The organism is Nocardia neocaledoniensis, assembly GCF_029868625.1.
Lineage (GTDB): Bacteria > Actinomycetota > Actinomycetes > Mycobacteriales > Mycobacteriaceae > Nocardia > Nocardia neocaledoniensis_A.
Window position 1 is genome coordinate 51904 of record NZ_JARWOJ010000136.1, and the last position, 15068, is coordinate 66971.

Annotated in this window: 12 protein-coding genes; 6 read left to right on the plus strand and 6 right to left on the minus strand. The window is 71.3% G+C overall.

Going from position 1 to position 15068, the window contains the following annotated elements; translation table 11 throughout:
* Positions 1–35: 35 nt before the first annotated feature.
* The gene (locus tag QH270_RS10140) at positions 36–470 is read right to left on the minus strand and encodes an SRPBCC domain-containing protein (RefSeq protein ID WP_280340396.1); all 435 of its coding nucleotides are present in this window, start codon (positions 468–470) and stop codon (positions 36–38) included.
* 39 nt (positions 471–509) lie between these two features.
* Entirely contained in the window at positions 510–1262 is a 753-nt protein-coding gene (locus tag QH270_RS10145; RefSeq protein ID WP_280340397.1) for a hypothetical protein, read from the minus strand.
* Positions 1263–1427: 165 nt separating this feature from the next.
* Here QH270_RS10145 and QH270_RS10150 point away from each other — a divergent pair, with 165 nt between their 5' ends.
* Positions 1428–2591 (plus strand): sensor histidine kinase, encoded by a 1164-nt coding sequence (locus tag QH270_RS10150; protein ID WP_280340399.1) that lies wholly within the window; start codon positions 1428–1430, stop codon positions 2589–2591.
* Positions 2592–2668: 77 nt separating this feature from the next.
* Positions 2669–3334, plus strand: coding sequence for a response regulator transcription factor (locus QH270_RS10155; RefSeq protein ID WP_280340401.1), 666 nt, complete (start codon positions 2669–2671; stop codon positions 3332–3334).
* A gap of 10 nt (positions 3335–3344) precedes the next feature.
* Here the strand turns inward: QH270_RS10155 and QH270_RS10160 are convergent, their stop codons facing one another.
* A complete protein-coding gene (locus QH270_RS10160) occupies positions 3345–4241 on the minus strand; it encodes a hypothetical protein (protein ID WP_280340403.1) in 897 nt (298 codons plus the stop codon).
* 196 nt (positions 4242–4437) lie between these two features.
* Between QH270_RS10160 and QH270_RS10165 the strand changes: the two genes are divergently transcribed.
* Positions 4438–8166, plus strand: coding sequence for a serine/threonine-protein kinase (locus QH270_RS10165; protein WP_280340405.1), 3729 nt, complete (start codon positions 4438–4440; stop codon positions 8164–8166).
* Between the two features lie 29 nt (positions 8167–8195).
* Entirely contained in the window at positions 8196–9188 is a 993-nt protein-coding gene (gene galE / locus QH270_RS10170) for a UDP-glucose 4-epimerase GalE (RefSeq protein ID WP_280340406.1), read from the plus strand.
* 46 nt (positions 9189–9234) lie between these two features.
* Here galE and QH270_RS10175 read toward each other — a convergent pair whose 3' ends face one another.
* The 3 genes from QH270_RS10175 to QH270_RS10185 form a co-directional block, all read right to left on the minus strand.
* A complete protein-coding gene (locus QH270_RS10175) occupies positions 9235–11727 on the minus strand; it encodes an FtsX-like permease family protein (RefSeq protein WP_280340407.1) in 2493 nt (830 codons plus the stop codon).
* On the minus strand, positions 11724–12416 hold the full coding sequence (locus tag QH270_RS10180) for an ABC transporter ATP-binding protein (protein WP_280340408.1): 693 nt from the start codon (positions 12414–12416) through the stop codon (positions 11724–11726). The genes QH270_RS10175 and QH270_RS10180 overlap by 4 nt, the downstream gene beginning before the upstream one ends.
* 61 nt (positions 12417–12477) lie before the next feature.
* On the minus strand, positions 12478–12801 hold the full coding sequence (locus QH270_RS10185) for a hypothetical protein (protein WP_280340409.1): 324 nt from the start codon (positions 12799–12801) through the stop codon (positions 12478–12480).
* 156 nt (positions 12802–12957) lie between these two features.
* Here QH270_RS10185 and QH270_RS10190 point away from each other — a divergent pair, with 156 nt between their 5' ends.
* Together QH270_RS10190 and QH270_RS10195 are read left to right on the plus strand one after the other, a co-directional pair.
* Positions 12958–14283, plus strand: a complete 1326-nt coding sequence (locus tag QH270_RS10190; RefSeq protein ID WP_348537649.1) for a sensor histidine kinase — start codon at positions 12958–12960, stop codon at positions 14281–14283.
* Complete coding sequence (locus QH270_RS10195) at positions 14280–14969, plus strand: response regulator transcription factor (protein ID WP_280340410.1); 690 nt, start codon at positions 14280–14282, stop codon at positions 14967–14969. The genes QH270_RS10190 and QH270_RS10195 overlap by 4 nt, the downstream gene beginning before the upstream one ends.
* The last annotated feature ends 99 nt before the right edge of the window (positions 14970–15068 follow it).

Below are 15068 nucleotides of genomic sequence, written 5' to 3' on the forward strand. Positions count from 1 at the left end.
GCGCGGGGCCGGATCGGCCTGGCGCACCCCGTTTTTCAGATCTCGGTGGCCCGCTTCGCGACGCCGGCGGTCATCGCGGTGAAGCCCGCGCGCAGGTGCTTGCCGAGGACCAGGCTCACCACCGGGCTCAGCCAGCCCGCCAGGGTGAATCGCGATTCGTAGCGGCAGCGGTCGGCGCCCAGCGGCACCACGGTGTGCGAGCGCAGGCTGTGCAGCGCGCCCGCGGGCACCGGCTTCATCGTGTAGCTGAACTCGGTGCCCGGGGTGTGGCTGCGGATCCATTCGCGCTGGGGGCGCTCGTTGCCGCCGAGGTTCACCTTCATGTCGATCGGCTCGCCCGGCACCAGGGTGGTCGCCGCCTCGTAGCAGAAGGTGTTCCATTCGCCGTAGCGACCGAAATCGGTGAGGACCTCCCACACCTTCTCGGCGGGGACGTCGATCTCGATCGTTTCGTCGATAGTCAGGGCCATGCGTGAAAACTAGGACATGTTCTAGTTTTCGGCAAGCGATCAGACCAGGCGTCGGCGCCGTTTCCGCAGCGCGTCGATGATCACCGCCGAGGCCGCCGTCGCCGCGAACAGCCCGAGCACCGTGCGCGCCAGCGGCCACAGGTTCGGCCGGTCGGCCGGATCGGTCTCGGCGAAGACGTTCTCCACCACCGGGGCGCCGTACTCCTGGCGCCGCGAATTCACGTCGACCGCGGTGAACGCGATATCAGCCATCACCCCGCAGCGGGCGCGGGAGAACTCGTCGTCACGCAGCTCGCAGGCCGCGTGGATGCGGCGGTTCAGCGCCGCGTCCACCGAACGCCGGGCCCACGGGCCGAGCGGCTCGTCGACCCGTTCGGCATAGCGCAGCATGTCGTAGCCCAGGTCGTGCGCCTTGCAGGCCGCGGCGAACTCGGCGGGCAACGTCACCGGCGAGGAGCAGCTGCCGTTCGGGTTCAGCAGCAGACCGTCCTGCTGCGCCGGGTCGTAGCCGAACTTGTAGCCGAAGTCGCGCGGGATCAGCGAGGTGGCGTCGGGATCGTCGTCGGTGAGCGCGCGGACCACCGCGGCCGCCGCGACGTTCTCGGTGCCGCCGGGAGTGGTGCCCATCGCGCCCGGCGCCGACATGACGACCGCGGCGGCCATGGCCACCCCGGCGGTGCACAGGGCGACCCCGCTGCGGCGGCGGTGGGTGGTGTCGGGCGCGGAGGAGGCGGCGGAGACTGCGGTACGGGCACGGCGAGCGGCGGGTACCGGGCGAAGCGGGGTGTTCATGGCCTCCGACGGTAAGGAGCGGGGCGCGCGGCGGGCATCCCGCTGCGGACCGGTTCTCGGGACGCGCGGGCGGGTGACCCGGCGCCGGGGTCACACCAGGGTAGGGGGTCCGATTTGGCACGTGGGTATGAGGTCCGCCGACCGGCCGGTTCGTAGGCTCGTGCCATGCTTGGACAACTGCGCCCCGCCGCGCGCCGAATCGCCGTGCGCACCTGGTTCGATATCGGGACCGTCGCGGTCGCGCTGATCCTCTACAGCATCGCCTGGCCGACCCTGTTCGTCACCCACGAGGTGCCCGCGCCGCTCGCCCCGCTGCTCGCCGCGCTCGCGGTGTTCCCGATCCTGTTCGTGCGGATCAACCCGGCGCTGGGCTGGGCCGTCTCGGCGGGGTCCGCGCTGCTGATCTCGCTGGCACTGTCCTCGACGCCGGGCAACGACGTGCCGTTCCAGGTGGTGCACATCATCGTGCTGTTCGTGCTGCTGTTCGCGGTGGCGCTGCGGGCTCCGGTGCCGATCGTCGTGGTGGCCTGGGCGGCGCAGTCGATGCTGTTCGCCACCACGATGCCCGGCTCGGCCACCGGACCGCTGTGGGGCTGGCCGATCGGGCTCGGCGCCATCGCGCTGTTCGGATACCTGCTGCGCACGCTGGTCGCCTCGCGGCGCAAGCTCGAACAGCAGGAGGAGGTCACCGAGGTCGAACGCGCGCGGCGGGCCATTCTCGAGGAGAAGGCGCGCATCGCGCGTGACCTGCACGATGTCGTCGCCCACCACATGTCGATGGTGGTGGTGCAGGCCCAGACCGCGCCCTACCGGATCACCGACCTCGATCCAGCGGCACGGACCGAGTTCGAGTCCATCGGCGCCACCGCGCGGACCGCGCTCAACGAGATCCGCGGCATGCTCGGGGTACTGCGCAGCGACGGGCAGTTGCCCGAGCACGCGCCCCAGCCGCGCGCGGTCGACGTGCCCGAGCTGTGCGCCTCGGCCAAGCGGGCCGGGATGCCGGTCGAGTGGACCGTCACCGGCTCGCTGGAATCGGTTCCGGAGACGACCGGGCTCACCATGTACCGCGTGGTGCAGGAATCCATGGCCAACGCGGCCAGGCACGCGCCGGGCGCCCCGGCACTCGTCGCGGTCGCCGTCGGCCCCGGCGCGGTGACGGTGACCGTCCGCAACGCGGCCTCGGCGACCGTGCCGCGCCCCGGCCTCGGCGGCGGGCACGGCATCGACGGGATGCGTACCAGGGTCGAGGCGGTCGGCGGCGAACTCGACGCCGGACCCACCGGCGACGGCGGCTTCGAGGTGTCGGCGAAACTGCCCATCGCGTAGGCGTGCCCGCCCGAGCGCGCCGACCGCGCGCGAAAGACCCGCGAACGCATCGCCTCTGCGCGCATTAGGGTGGTCGAGTGGCAATTACCGTTTTGATCGCCGACGACCAGGCGATGGTCCGGCAAGGCTTCGGCGCGCTACTCGGCGCGCAGCCCGACATCAGCGTCATCGGGGACGCGGCCGACGGGCGGATCGCGGTCACCGAGGCCAAGCGGTTGCGGCCCGACGTCGTCCTCATGGACGTGCGCATGCCCGAGATGAACGGGCTGGAGGCCGCCCGCGCGATCCTGGCCGCCGGCTTCGATCCGCCGGTGCGCGTGCTGATGCTCACCACCTTCGACATCGACGACTACGTGTACGAGGCGCTGAGCCTGGGCGCGAGCGGGTTCCTGCTCAAGGACGCGCCCGCCGAGGAGCTCGTGCGGGCGGTGCGCGTGGTGGCCGACGGCGAGGCGCTGCTGGCCCCGACCATCACGCGCCGGCTGATCGCCGACGTCACCCGGCGGCGCAGCACGGCGCGCACCCCCGCCGCGCCCGCGCTGGCCTCGCTCACCCCGCGCGAACGCGAGGTACTCGAACTGGTCGCCAAGGGACTGTCGAACACCGAGATCGCTGCCGCGCTGTACGTCGCCGAGCAAACGGTGAAAACCCATGTCTCCAAGGTCTTCTCGAAGCTCGGCCTGCGCGACCGGGCCCAAGCCGTGGTGCTGGCCTATGAATCCGGCCTGGTCGTCCCCGGCTGAGCCGCCGGGCTCAGCGCGGGCACACGCCGCCGCGCAGCTCCGGCAGATGCCGGGCCAGCAGCAACGCCATCCGGTCCAACAGCGCGGTGGTGTCGTCGAAGGTGCCCGAATCCGCTTGCGCGGCAAGGGCGACCGCCAGCTGGCCGCTGCCCACCGGCACCAGCCCGAACTGGCGCACCGTGTACATGCCGGTGTCGTCGTCGGGGCCCCAGCCGCCCTTGAACTCGGTGTCGTCGAGCAGGCCCAGACCCCAGCCCTGGTCGGGGGTGATCTCGCCCATCAGTGTCGTGACCACCTCGGTCTGCGGCAGGCACGGCAGCCGCGAGGCGAAGCGCACCTGATTGGCCAGCGACCATTCGGTGCCGCCGAACGAGGTGTAGTCGAGTTCGGTGCGCAGGCTCTCCTTGCCTGCCGGGATGTCGCCCGCCTCGTCGAGCACCTGCTGCACGGCCGCGGCCGCCTCCTCGCCGTCGCCGAGCGATTCCCAGAGCCCGTAGGCGGCGTCGTTGTCCGACACCGTGATCGCGGCCTGCACCATCTCGAAGATCGACTGGTCCTGATCGTGGCGCAGCGCGGCCACGGCCAGCGGCACCTTCATCGTGGACCAGGCGATGCCGGTGGTCCAGTCGCCGTAGATCGTCATCCGGCCGCCGCCGACGGGCATCAGCGCCATCCCGACCTGGCCGGGCAACTGGGCCTGCAACTGGGTGAACTCCGCGGTCAGCGAGTCGGGCCGCATGATCGACAGGCCTGGGTTCCCGGCGTCCTCACTGCTCACCGCGACCGTCGGGGCACGCACCGCGGCCGGGGCGTCCGGCAACGCGCACGAAGCGCTCAGCGCGGCCGAAACGAGCACCACACTGTGCAGCAGTCCGCGAACGACCGCTGCCCTCCCTATGGAATTCACCACCGGATCCTCCCCACCACCCACTGCGCGTCGGCGCTGATCTTCGGCGGTGCAAACTACTCGTCGAGCGCGTCCGGACGATCCCGGACGACTGATGGCAAGTTTCACCGATTTTCGGCGAGAATTCGAATGAACGTGGTCACACGCGGTCGCGGGTGCCATGCTGGTCCGCCACGGAGGCCGGAAGGGGGTCGCGGTGCTCGAGATTGGTGAGGTGTTCGCCGGGTTCACCGTCGAGCGGACGCTCGGCCAGGGCGGCATGGGCACGGTGTACCTGGCGCGGCATCCGCGGCTGGACCGGTTGACCGCGCTCAAGCTGCTCAATCGGGACCTGTTCGCCGACGCGCGTATTCGCGCGCGGTTCGAGCGGGAGGCCGATCTCGCCGCCGGGCTCGACCATCCCGGCATCGTCACCGTCTTCGATCGTGGCGCCGAGGGCGAACAGCTGTGGATCAGCATGCAGTACGTCGACGGGATCGACGCGGCCACCGTCGACCCGATGACGCTGCCGCCCGAGCGGGCCGTGCAGATCATCGAAGGGGTCGCCGACGCGCTGGACTACGCGCACGGCAGAGGCGTGCTGCACCGTGACGTGAAGCCGGCCAACATCCTGCTGGCCCGCTCCAGCGGTGGTCAGGGCGAGCGGGTATTCCTCACCGACTTCGGGATCGCCCGCCTGCGCGCCGATTCCACCCATCTGACCCAGCAGGGCATGTTCACCGCGACGCTGGCCTACGCCTCGCCCGAACAGATGACCGGCGCCGAACTCGACCACCGCTCCGATCAGTACTCCCTGGCCTGCGCCCTGTACTGGCTGTTCACCGGCGTCGCCCCCTTCGATTCCCCCGACCCGAACGAGATCATCCGCGGCACCCTGCACCTGCCCCCGCAACCGCTGGCCCTGCGCCGCCACGGTCTCCCACCCGCGCTCGACGCGGTCCTCGCCGCCGCCATGGCCAAACATCCCGCCGCCCGCTTCGACTCCTGCACCGCCTTCGCCAAGGCGGCCCGCAAGGCCCTCACCTCCAACACCCCACCCGTCCTGCCCCGGCCCGCGGCCTACTACCCACCCGCTCCCCAGCCGTCCGCGGGTCCGTACCCACCGCCCGCCGCCGGCTACGCGCCCCAGCCGTCCCCGCCGAGACAGCCCGCCCCCCAACCCCATTGGGCACCCGTCGCACCGCAGGCGGCCGCAGCGCCACCACGCGTACCACCTGCGCCGGCGCCGCCGCACCCTGGCTCCGCCTCGCCCGTTCCGCATCCGGGTTCCGCTTCGCCCGTTCCGCATCCGGGTTCCGCATCGCCCGCGCCGCCGCATTCGGGTCTTGCTTCGCCTGCGCCGCATCCGGGTTCTGCTTCGCCCGCGCCGCCGCAGCGGGGGGCCGTTTCGCCTGCGCCGCAGGTGAGCTCGGCTTCACCAGCACTGGTACCGCAGCACTCTGACTCCGTTTCGCCCGCGCCGCCGCATTCGGGCGCGGTTCCGCCTGCGCCGCACGCGAGCTCGGCATCGCCTGCCCCGGCGCCGCCGCACCCTGACGCGGCTTCGTCTGCGCCGCAACCTGACTCCGTTTCGCCCGCGCCGCCGCGTTCGGGCGCAGTTTCGCCTGCCCCGCATGCAACCTCTGCTCCACCTGCGCCGGCACCGTCGCACCCTGACTCGGCTTCATCTGCGCCGCAGCCGGGCTCGGCTTCGCCCGCGCCGTACGCGAGCGCCGCTTCGCCCGGCGCGCAGCGACCTGTCCCGGTCGTCCACCCCGAACCCGCGCGCTCTGGGGCACAGCACCCTCCGCAGTCGCCCGGGCCGGCAGCTGGGGAGGCCAACCTCCAGGCCCAGCCCGGGGGAGCGCAACCGCGCGATCTGCACGGTGCGGCGCAACACTATTCGGCCGCCCCGCCCGTGGTGCGAGGAGAATCCACACCGCCCGTGGTGGGGCAGGATCTGACACCGTCGCCGTCGGTGCTGCCCGGCGACGAGCCGGGATCGTCTGTCTCGGGCGGCGCACCGGCGGGGAGTTCGGTAGGTGGGCAGCAGGATGTCACGGCTCACGGAGAGCGTGCCCAGCCCCGAGATCCGGCGGCCGCGCAGGCCCGCGATCGTGGCGCGGTCGGCGACCGATCCTCGCCGCCGCACCCCGACGGATCCGGGTCGGCGATCACCGATGTCGTGCCGATGCCGGAGTCCGCGCGGTGGGCCGCGAACGCGAACGCGCCGACCACCGTCACCTCGATAGCGAGCTCGGCCGGCACCCCCGATCAGCCTGAAATACTCACTGGTCCAGCGGATTCCGTGGAAGCACCTCCGCTCGTGGATGAAGGTGGTGTCGCCGCTCCGGGCGTCGTCGGTGCTGCCTCCGAGAAACTACCGGGGTTCGTCGCGGACGAGGTGTACACGTCGGTCGCCGATCCAACCGGTGTCGGCGGCGATGGCGGTGCTTCGTCCGAGGAACTGCCGGGGTTCGCAGCGGACGAAGCGGGCACGTCGGTCGCCGACCCGGCCGGCGTCGGCGGCGGTTCCGATCCGGCGGGGTCGGACCGGCCACCGAGCGCTGCGGCTTCGGGCGCCCCGGTCCCCGGTTCGGCCGGTTCCCCCGCGATGACCGGTGCCCCGGGACCTGCCGCAGTAGACGCCGAGGCCGATGCCGCCGGTGAGTCAACCGATTCGCCTGGAGTTCTGGCGGTGGACGGTGGTGTTGACGTCGACGGCCGCGCTGTCGTCGACGGTGGCGCGGTGGGCGGCGGAACTTCCGCGGGCAACAGTGGCGCTGCGGCCGGCGGCGCTGGCTCGCCTGACGGCGGTGGCGGTGGCTCGGCCGACGGCAGTGGCTCTGTGGGCGGCGGAACTTCCGCGGGCAACAGTGGCGCTGCCGTCGGTGGCGGTGGCTCGCCTGACGGCGGTGGCGGCGGGTTGGCCGACGGCGGTGGCGCGGTGGGCGGCGGGACTTCCGCGGGCAACAGTGGCGCTGCGGCTGGTGGCACTGCGGTCGGTGGTGGCGGTGGCTCGGCAGACGGCACTGGGGGTGGCGCGGTCGGGGACGATGGCGCTGCGGACCCGGACAAGCCGTTCGACATGGGTGAGAGCGACTCGGCCCCACGGAATGTGGCGCAGCATCATGCGTCCGCTGGGGGGCAAGGTGTTCCGTCGGCCGAAGGCGCGCATCCGGGCCCTGCGCCGCGAGGTGTTCATCCGTATCCCACACCACCGCCGCCGATGGGACGGGCCCGGCCCGGCCCACGGCTGCCCGTGCCGAAGCGGATATCGGGTCTGCATCGGCTGGGGTGGTTGGCGCTCGTCGGTCTCGTGGTGGCGCTGGTGGCGTTGCTGGTGGCGCTGGTCGCCGTGGTGTTCGGTGGCGACGACGAGGACGCGGCGCCGGATGCCGCCGCGGCGGGTCCGTCGAGTTCCGCTACGACAGTGGGTGATTCGTTCGCGAAGAGTCGGCGCGTGTTTCCGACCTTGGTCCCGCAGGGCGTCGCGGGCGAGGGTCAGGGTTATCGGGGCGCGCGCTGTTTCGCGGTGCGGTCGGTCAGTGAGCTGGAATGGAAAGAACCGGCACTGCAATGGAATCCGATCAGCGCCGGCTGGCAGTGTGAGCGCACCGACAACAACGCGGGCTCGGTGAGCTACCTCGTGCTCGAGTACCCCACCGCCGCGCACGCCCGGTCGGTCGTCGAGGCACTGCCCGCCGCGATCCGCTACCCCGGCGACAAGGACGGCGTCGAATTCGACCTGCGCCGCTGGGTGGTCCCCGACCCCGCGAGCACCCGCATGAGCACCGCCCATCAGGTGATCGGTTTCCCCGAGGACGACCTGCGCGCGAACTACCTCATCGCCGTGAGCCGCCGCGGCAGCAGCGGCACCGCGGGCGCCCCACGCCCCTCCGCCCAGGACGAGGTCACCGCCTGGTGGGAGGACGTTCAACTCTGACCATCGTCCGCTAGAACCCGAGGAGAGCTGTGAAACTGCTCGTCACCGGCGGTGCCGGATACATCGGCGGCGTGACCGCGCACCGACTCGTCGTCGCCGGGCATGAGGTCCACGTGCTCGACAATCTGGCCACCGGCTTCCGGGAGAACGTCCCGGCCGCGGCGACGTTCCACGAGATGTCGGTGCACGACGTGGCCGAGATCCTCACGCCCGGAGCGGGATTCGACGGTGTGCTGCATTTCGCCGCGTCGATCGAGGTGGCCGAATCGGTACGGAACCCGGAGAAGTACTGGCACAACAACATCGAGGGCTCGTTGGCCCTGCTGCGTGCGATCCGCCGCGCTGCGGTTCCGCGGTTGATCTTCTCCAGCACCGGCAGCATGTACACCGGCGACGGCCGGACTCCCTTCGACGAACAGGCCGAGGTGCGGCCGAACAATCCTTACGCCGCGACGAAATTCACCGTGGACCAGATGATCGCGGGGGAGTGCGGCGCCTCGACCACGCTGGGCGCGGCGTCACTGCGCTACTTCAACGCCTCGGGCGCGGTCCGCACGGCCGACGGTGTGCGGCTCGGCGAGCGGCACGATCCCGAATCGCATCTGATCCCGATCCTGCTGCAGGCGGCCGACGGGCAGCGCCCCCGTTTCACCCTCTTCGGCACCGACTATCCGACCGAGGACGGCACCTGCGTGCGGGACTACGTCCACGTCGCCGACCTCGCCGACGCACACCTGCTCGCGCTCGACGCGGTCCGGCCCGGCGAACACGAGGTGTTCAACCTGGGCAACGGCCACGGCTTCTCCAACCGCGAGATCATCGACGCCGTGCTCGCCGTGACCGGCGCGGACTTCCCGATCGACATCGAGGACAGGCGACCCGGTGATCCGGCGGTCTGCGTCGCGTCCTCGGCCAAGGCGCACCAGCGCCTCGGCTGGACTCCGCGCCGGACGCGGGTCGCGGAGATCATCGGCGACGCGTGGGAATTCCATCGCGCCATGCTGACGGGCGCCGCGCGCTGACGGCGTCGCGGTGTCACCGGGCGGCCCGGCGACACCGCGACGTTCGTCAGTCCACCGCCAGCGCCGCGACGATCGGCATCCGCGCCGCCCGGAAGGCGGGCGGGATCGACCCGAGCAGCGCGAGCGCCAGGGCGACGATGCCGTACACCAGCAGCAGGGGGCTCGGCCGGTACACGATGTCGATCGTCATGGCGTGGCCGATGGCCACGGTGCCGAGATACTGCACCCCGACGCCGATCACGAGTCCGATGGCGGCGCCGATGAATCCGATGCCCGCGGCCTCGGCCAGCACCGAGCGCAACAGGAACTTGCGATTGGTGCCCATGGCCCGCAACACGCCGAGTTCCCTGCGCCGCTCCAGGACCGACAGCATCAGCGTATTGAGCAGCGCCACCGTCGCCACCAGCACCACGATCCACAGGATCATGTTGCTCATCGCCGCGCCCTGCTGCACGCCCGAGGAGATGGCGTTCACCATGTCGTTTCCGGTCGCGACGTAGAACTCCTCGGGGACCGCGGCGCGGACCGCCGCGCGCACCGCCTCGGGATCGGCACCCGGGGTGTACTCCACCGACAGGATCGTCTCGCCGGGCCGCTGATACCACTCACGCATCTGATCCAGGTTCATCATCACCACACCCGAGACGGCGGTGAAGTACGGAATCACCTGCAGGACAGGCACGGTCCGGGCGCCGGAGGGCGTGGGCATGGTGATCTCGTCACCGGCGGCCAGATGCATCGACCGGGCCACGTCGCGGGTCACGACCACCCCTTCCCGGCGCTCCATCCGCTCGACCACGCCCGGATCGACCGCGCTCAGCCTGCTCTCGTCGGGCGTCGCCGGATAGCCCTGCAGCATCACCCGCCCGGTGCCCACCGTGGCGAACGCCATCTGCGCGGGCCGCACCGACGCGACGCCCGGCACCGCGGCCACCTTCTCGCGCACCGCCGGCGGCAGCACCGGACCGGTCGGGAACTGCTCGACCGGGCTCGCGCTGACATACAGGTCCGTGTCGCCCAGGCTCTCGAACGATTCGGTCGCCGAGTCGACCATGTTGCCGGACGCGCCACCGAGCGCCACTACGGCGGCGACGCCGATCATCACCGTCATCGCGGTCGCCCACACGCGGCGCGGTGCGCGTCCGAGGGTGGTGGCGCCGAGTGCGCCGGGCGCGCCGAACCAGCGTGCGATCCCGGCGGCGCCGCGCACGATCGGGCCGGTGGCGGCGAAGCAGAGCAGCACCGCCGCGGCGAAGGAGGTCGAGATGGCGCCCAGCGAGATCCGCCCGAGGTCGAGGAATGCCAGAACGACGGCCACACCGACGAGGCCGAGCCCGCCGGCCAGCGCCACCCAGCGCAGGATCGCGTTGTCGGCGGCCGAATCGCTCGCCTCCACCGGCGCCAGCGCCTCGACCGGCGCGACTTTGTAGACCTGGCGTGCCGCGATCGCCGCGGCCAGCACGGTCGCCACCACGCACGCCACGATCGCGGCGGGCACCGCGTAGTTCGGCACCATGAACTCGGTGCGCGATTCCACCGACTGCACGATCGCCGCGGGCAGGCGCTCGATCGCGAACCGGCCCATCACCGCGCCGATCGCCGAGCCGATGGCACCGCCGATCAGACCGAGCAGCGCCGCCTCGACCAGCAGATCGCGCACCATCGGCCCGCGCTGCCCGCCGATCGCCCGTAGCAGCGACAGTGTCGGCCTGCGCTGGGCCACCGCCATGCTCATCGCGTTGTAGATCAGGAACGCCGACACCATCAGCGCCGCCGCCGACGACATCAGCGTGGAGTACCGCATGATCTGGATCGCGCCGCCGGCCTGCGCGGTCCGCAGGCTGGGCTCGGCCACCACGGCACGCCCGTCCACGACCGCGGTGAGATCGGAACGCAGCTGCCCGATGTCGGTGCCGGGCTTCGGCAGGATCTGCACGGAGTCGAGCCGGTCGACGCGGTTGGTGAGCAACTGCGCGAGCGGTAGCGGGGCGGCGATCAGGTGACCGCCGTTGAGCCGGTTGGTCGCCTCGTCGTCGAGCACCCCCGCCACTGTCGCGGTGCCCCAGCCGATCGGAACGCTGTCGCCCACCTGGTAGCCCATGGCGGCGCCGACCAGCACCCCGCGCGGCGTGCTGACGAGCTTCGCGGTGTGCTCCGACATCGGGCCGGCCAGATCGCCACCGAGCGCGGCGACATTCGCGTCGGCGCCGACCAGCATGGCCCGGTCGGGACCGGCGCCGAGCGTCGTGCGCAGCATCGGCACCGCCGTGGCCACGCCGGGCGTGGCGGTGATCCGGGCGAGCAGCGACTGTTCGAAGCCGGCGTCGGTGATGCCGGTGATCTCGAGTTCGGCATCGCCGGCCAGGCCCTGGGTGAGCCGGTCGACCGACCCGGTCACCGAGCCGGAGATGCTCAGCACGGCGACCAGCAGGGACGCCGACACCGCCATCACCGCCGTCGACATGACGGTGCGGCCAGGATGACGGATCAGTTCACCGATATTGAACAGCCGCAACCGATCCCACATGGCCGCGATCATGCGTCGACCCGCGCTGCCACGACGTCGTCGGCGTCGATGCGGCCGTCGTGCAGGGTGATCACCCGATCGCAGTGGGCGACAGCGCCCATGTCGTGGGTCACCATCACGACCGAATTGCCCTGTGCGGTGATCTCACCCAGCAGTTCCAGGATCGACGCGCCGGTCTTGGAGTCCAGATTGCCGGTGGGCTCGTCGGCCAGGATCAGCGGTGGATCCATGATCAGTGACCGCGCCACCGCGACGCGCTGCATCTGCCCACCGGACAGTTCGGCGGGCCGGTGCTGGGCCCGGTCGCCGAGGCCTACCAGCTCGAGCAGTTCCAGCGCGCGCGGCTTGGCCTTGCGTAAACCGGTGCCGTCCAGCAACTTCGGCACCGCGACGTTCTCCCAGGCCGACAGCGTCGGCAGCAGGTTGAAGAACTGGAAGACGAAACCGACCTGCTGCAAACGGAAAGCCGCTTGGGCGTCCTCGTCGAGGTCGCCGATCTCGGTGCCGCGGAAGCAGATCGAGCCCTCGTCCGGCTTGTCCAGGGCGCCGAGCAGATGCAGCAGGGTGCTCTTGCCGGAACCGGAGGGCCCGATGATCGAGGTGAACTGGCCCGCCTCGATGCGCATGCTCACCTCGTCGAGCGCGCGTACCCGCTGTTCGCCGACGCGGTACTGCTTGACCACCCGCGTCAGTTCCAGCATCGGCGAATCGTTGTCCGGCATGTTTCTTGGCCCCCAAGGGTTTTCGGTCGGATGGAAATCGTCAGCGCGCGAGGGCGCGGGTACGGGTAGTTTGCCCGGTCGCGGCGTGCGCGTCGAGGATCGCGCGCAGCGCCGGCTGTTCGGCGGCCAGTTCCAGATAGGCCTCCACCGCCGAATGTCCTTCTATCTCGGCCTGTTCGAGTTTGGCGCGCAAATGATTGTTCCATCGGTAGGCCAGGGCTCGCAGGAGTCCCTCGGTCCCGCCGAAGAGCTCGTCCAGTCCGGCCAGGCCGTCGAACAGCTGGGGGTCGCGCGGGTCGATCGACGCCCTGGTGAGCACGGTGTGCACGATCTCGGTGCGGCGGTGCTGATCGGTCCAGGTCATGGGCTTCACCTTCCGTGAGCGGTGTCACTCACGCTACGGTCGCGCGGGCCCGGAATCGTCGTGCCCGGGACCCGACTTGTCCTCCTACCCCGGTAGGAGCGCGGGCCCGTTCGCGGGACGATGACGGGTGCCGGGCCCGGCGGCTAGCCTTACCCCATGGAGGTGAGTCACGCCCTTCCCGCGGGTACCGCGGGCCGGCCCGGCCGCTGGCGGCGGCTCGCGGACCGGCCGCGACACGGGGTGCGGCGGCTGCTCGACATCGTGCGGGAACGCATCGAGTCCCTGCCCTACGACTATCCGCCCGCCGTGATCATCGGGGCCGATCTGGCCCTGCTGGTGATCACCGGCGCGGCCGTGATCCAGCGGCACTCCTACTTCCCGAGCCCGCTGCCCCTGGTGGCGATGGCCACCGCCTTCCTGCCGATCCCGCTGTTCGCGATCTTCGGGGTGAAGCCGCATCCGGCCCTGCTGAAGGGGTCGGCGCTGCTCTCGTGCGGGCTGTTCCTGTTGCAGCCGGTCAGCGCCGATTTCGCGCCGTTCGTGCTGGTGATCGTCGCCGGGGAGGTGGCCGCGGTCGCGTCCCGCGGGATCACCGTCGGGTTCACGGTGCTCGCGATCCTCGAGCTGGTCGCCTTCGACCTCGCCGGCCACGTCCGGTGGGGCGATGCGGGACAGCGGTTGCAGGGGCTGCCGATGTATGTACTCGGCATCGTGCTCGGTGTCTTCGTCGGGGTGCTGCTGCAGTATCAGCGCCGGTTCCTCTATCAGGAGCGCGAGAACCAGTCGATCCGCGCCGTGCGGGCCGCCGATGAGGAACGGCGCCGGATCGCCCGCGAGGTGCACGACGTCATCGCGCATTCGCTGTCCATCACCCTGCTGCATCTGACCGCGGCCCGGCGCGCGCTGCAGACCGACGACGACGTGACCGAAGCGGTGGACGCGCTCGTCGACGCCGAACGCCTCGGCAGGCAGGCGATGGCCGACATCCGCCGCACCGTCGGCATGCTCGACACCAGTCCCTCGACGCTGGCCCCCGAGCCGAGCGCCGCCGACATCGACGAACTCGTCGGCGACTTCCGGCGGGCCGGACTCGACGTCGAATACACCCGCACCGGTGACCTGGCCGTCGTCGAGGGCACCGTCGGGCACGCCCTGTACCGGATCGGGCAGGAATCGCTGGCGAATGTGGCCAAGCACGCGCCCGGCGCGCCGGCGACCGTTCGGCTCGACGTCGCCCCGGAGCTGGCGACGCTGGTGGTGACGAACCCGATGCCCTGCGGTCCGCCGCCTCGGCGCGACGGCGGCATGGGTTTGCGCGGCATGCGCAAGCGCACCGACCTGCTCGGCGGCCGCATTACCGCGGGTGTCGCCGACGACGGGTGGACGGTGCGCGCGAGCTTCCCCCTCAAAACCACGGCGTGCACGACCATCACCGCGCTACTGCCCGGCCTGCTCAAGACCAAGCCCCAGGAGGACACGTGACGGCCGCCGCGCCGATCGACAACCCGGTGACGGTGCTCGTCGTCGACGATCAGGAACTCGTCCGCGGCGGCCTGCGCCGCATCCTGCGCCGCCGCGACGGCTTCACCGTCACCGAATGCGCCGACGGTGACGAGGTGGTGGCCGCGGTCGCGGCCGAACGGCCCGACGTGGTGCTGATGGATCTGCGGATGAAACGGGTCGGCGGCATCGATGCGACGCGGTTGCTGCGCGCGCGTCCGGACGCGCCGCCGGTGCTCGTACTCACCACCTTCGACGATGATCAGCTCCTGTCGGGGGCGCTGCGCGCGGGCGCGGCCGGCTTCCTGCTCAAGGACTCACCCGCCGAGGACCTCATCCGCGCGGTGCGCACCGTCGCCGCGGGCGGCGCCTGGCTCGACCCGTCGGTGACCGGCCGGGTGCTCACCGCCTACCGCACGGTGCGACCGACCGGTACGCGCGGCGATCACCGGCTCGGCGACCTCACCGCGCGCGAGTACGAAGTGCTCGAACTGATCGGCCGCGGCCGGGTCAACAGCGAGATCGCCGCCGAACTCGGCATCTCCGAAGTGACCGTGAAAAGCCACGTAGGACACATTTTCGGCAAGCTGGACCTGCGTGACCGCGCCGCCGCGATCGTGTTCGCGTTTGACCACGGCGTGGTGACACCGGGAGAATCCTCCTTCTGACGAGCAGGTCTTCGGGCCTGCCAGAAGTGGGAGGCGGACGCTGGTGCAGGCACCTGGGTCACGGACGGGGAGCAGATTCGGCCCGTACGAGTTGCGGTC

Excerpts from the sequence above, each read along its gene's own strand:
- QH270_RS10140 (WP_280340396.1), bottom strand. The coding sequence starts at position 470 with ATGGCCCTGACTATCGACGAAACGATCGAGATCGACGTCCCCGCCGAG.
- QH270_RS10145 (WP_280340397.1), bottom strand. The coding sequence starts at position 1,262 with ATGAACACCCCGCTTCGCCCGGTACCCGCCGCTCGCCGTGCCCGTACC.
- QH270_RS10150 (WP_280340399.1), top strand. The coding sequence starts at position 1,428 with ATGCTTGGACAACTGCGCCCCGCCGCGCGCCGAATCGCCGTGCGCACC.
- QH270_RS10175 (WP_280340407.1), bottom strand. The coding sequence starts at position 11,727 with ATGATCGCGGCCATGTGGGATCGGTTGCGGCTGTTCAATATCGGTGAA.
- QH270_RS10180 (WP_280340408.1), bottom strand. The coding sequence starts at position 12,416 with ATGCTGGAACTGACGCGGGTGGTCAAGCAGTACCGCGTCGGCGAACAG.
- QH270_RS10185 (WP_280340409.1), bottom strand. The coding sequence starts at position 12,801 with ATGACCTGGACCGATCAGCACCGCCGCACCGAGATCGTGCACACCGTG.
- QH270_RS10190 (WP_348537649.1), top strand. The coding sequence starts at position 12,958 with ATGGAGGTGAGTCACGCCCTTCCCGCGGGTACCGCGGGCCGGCCCGGC.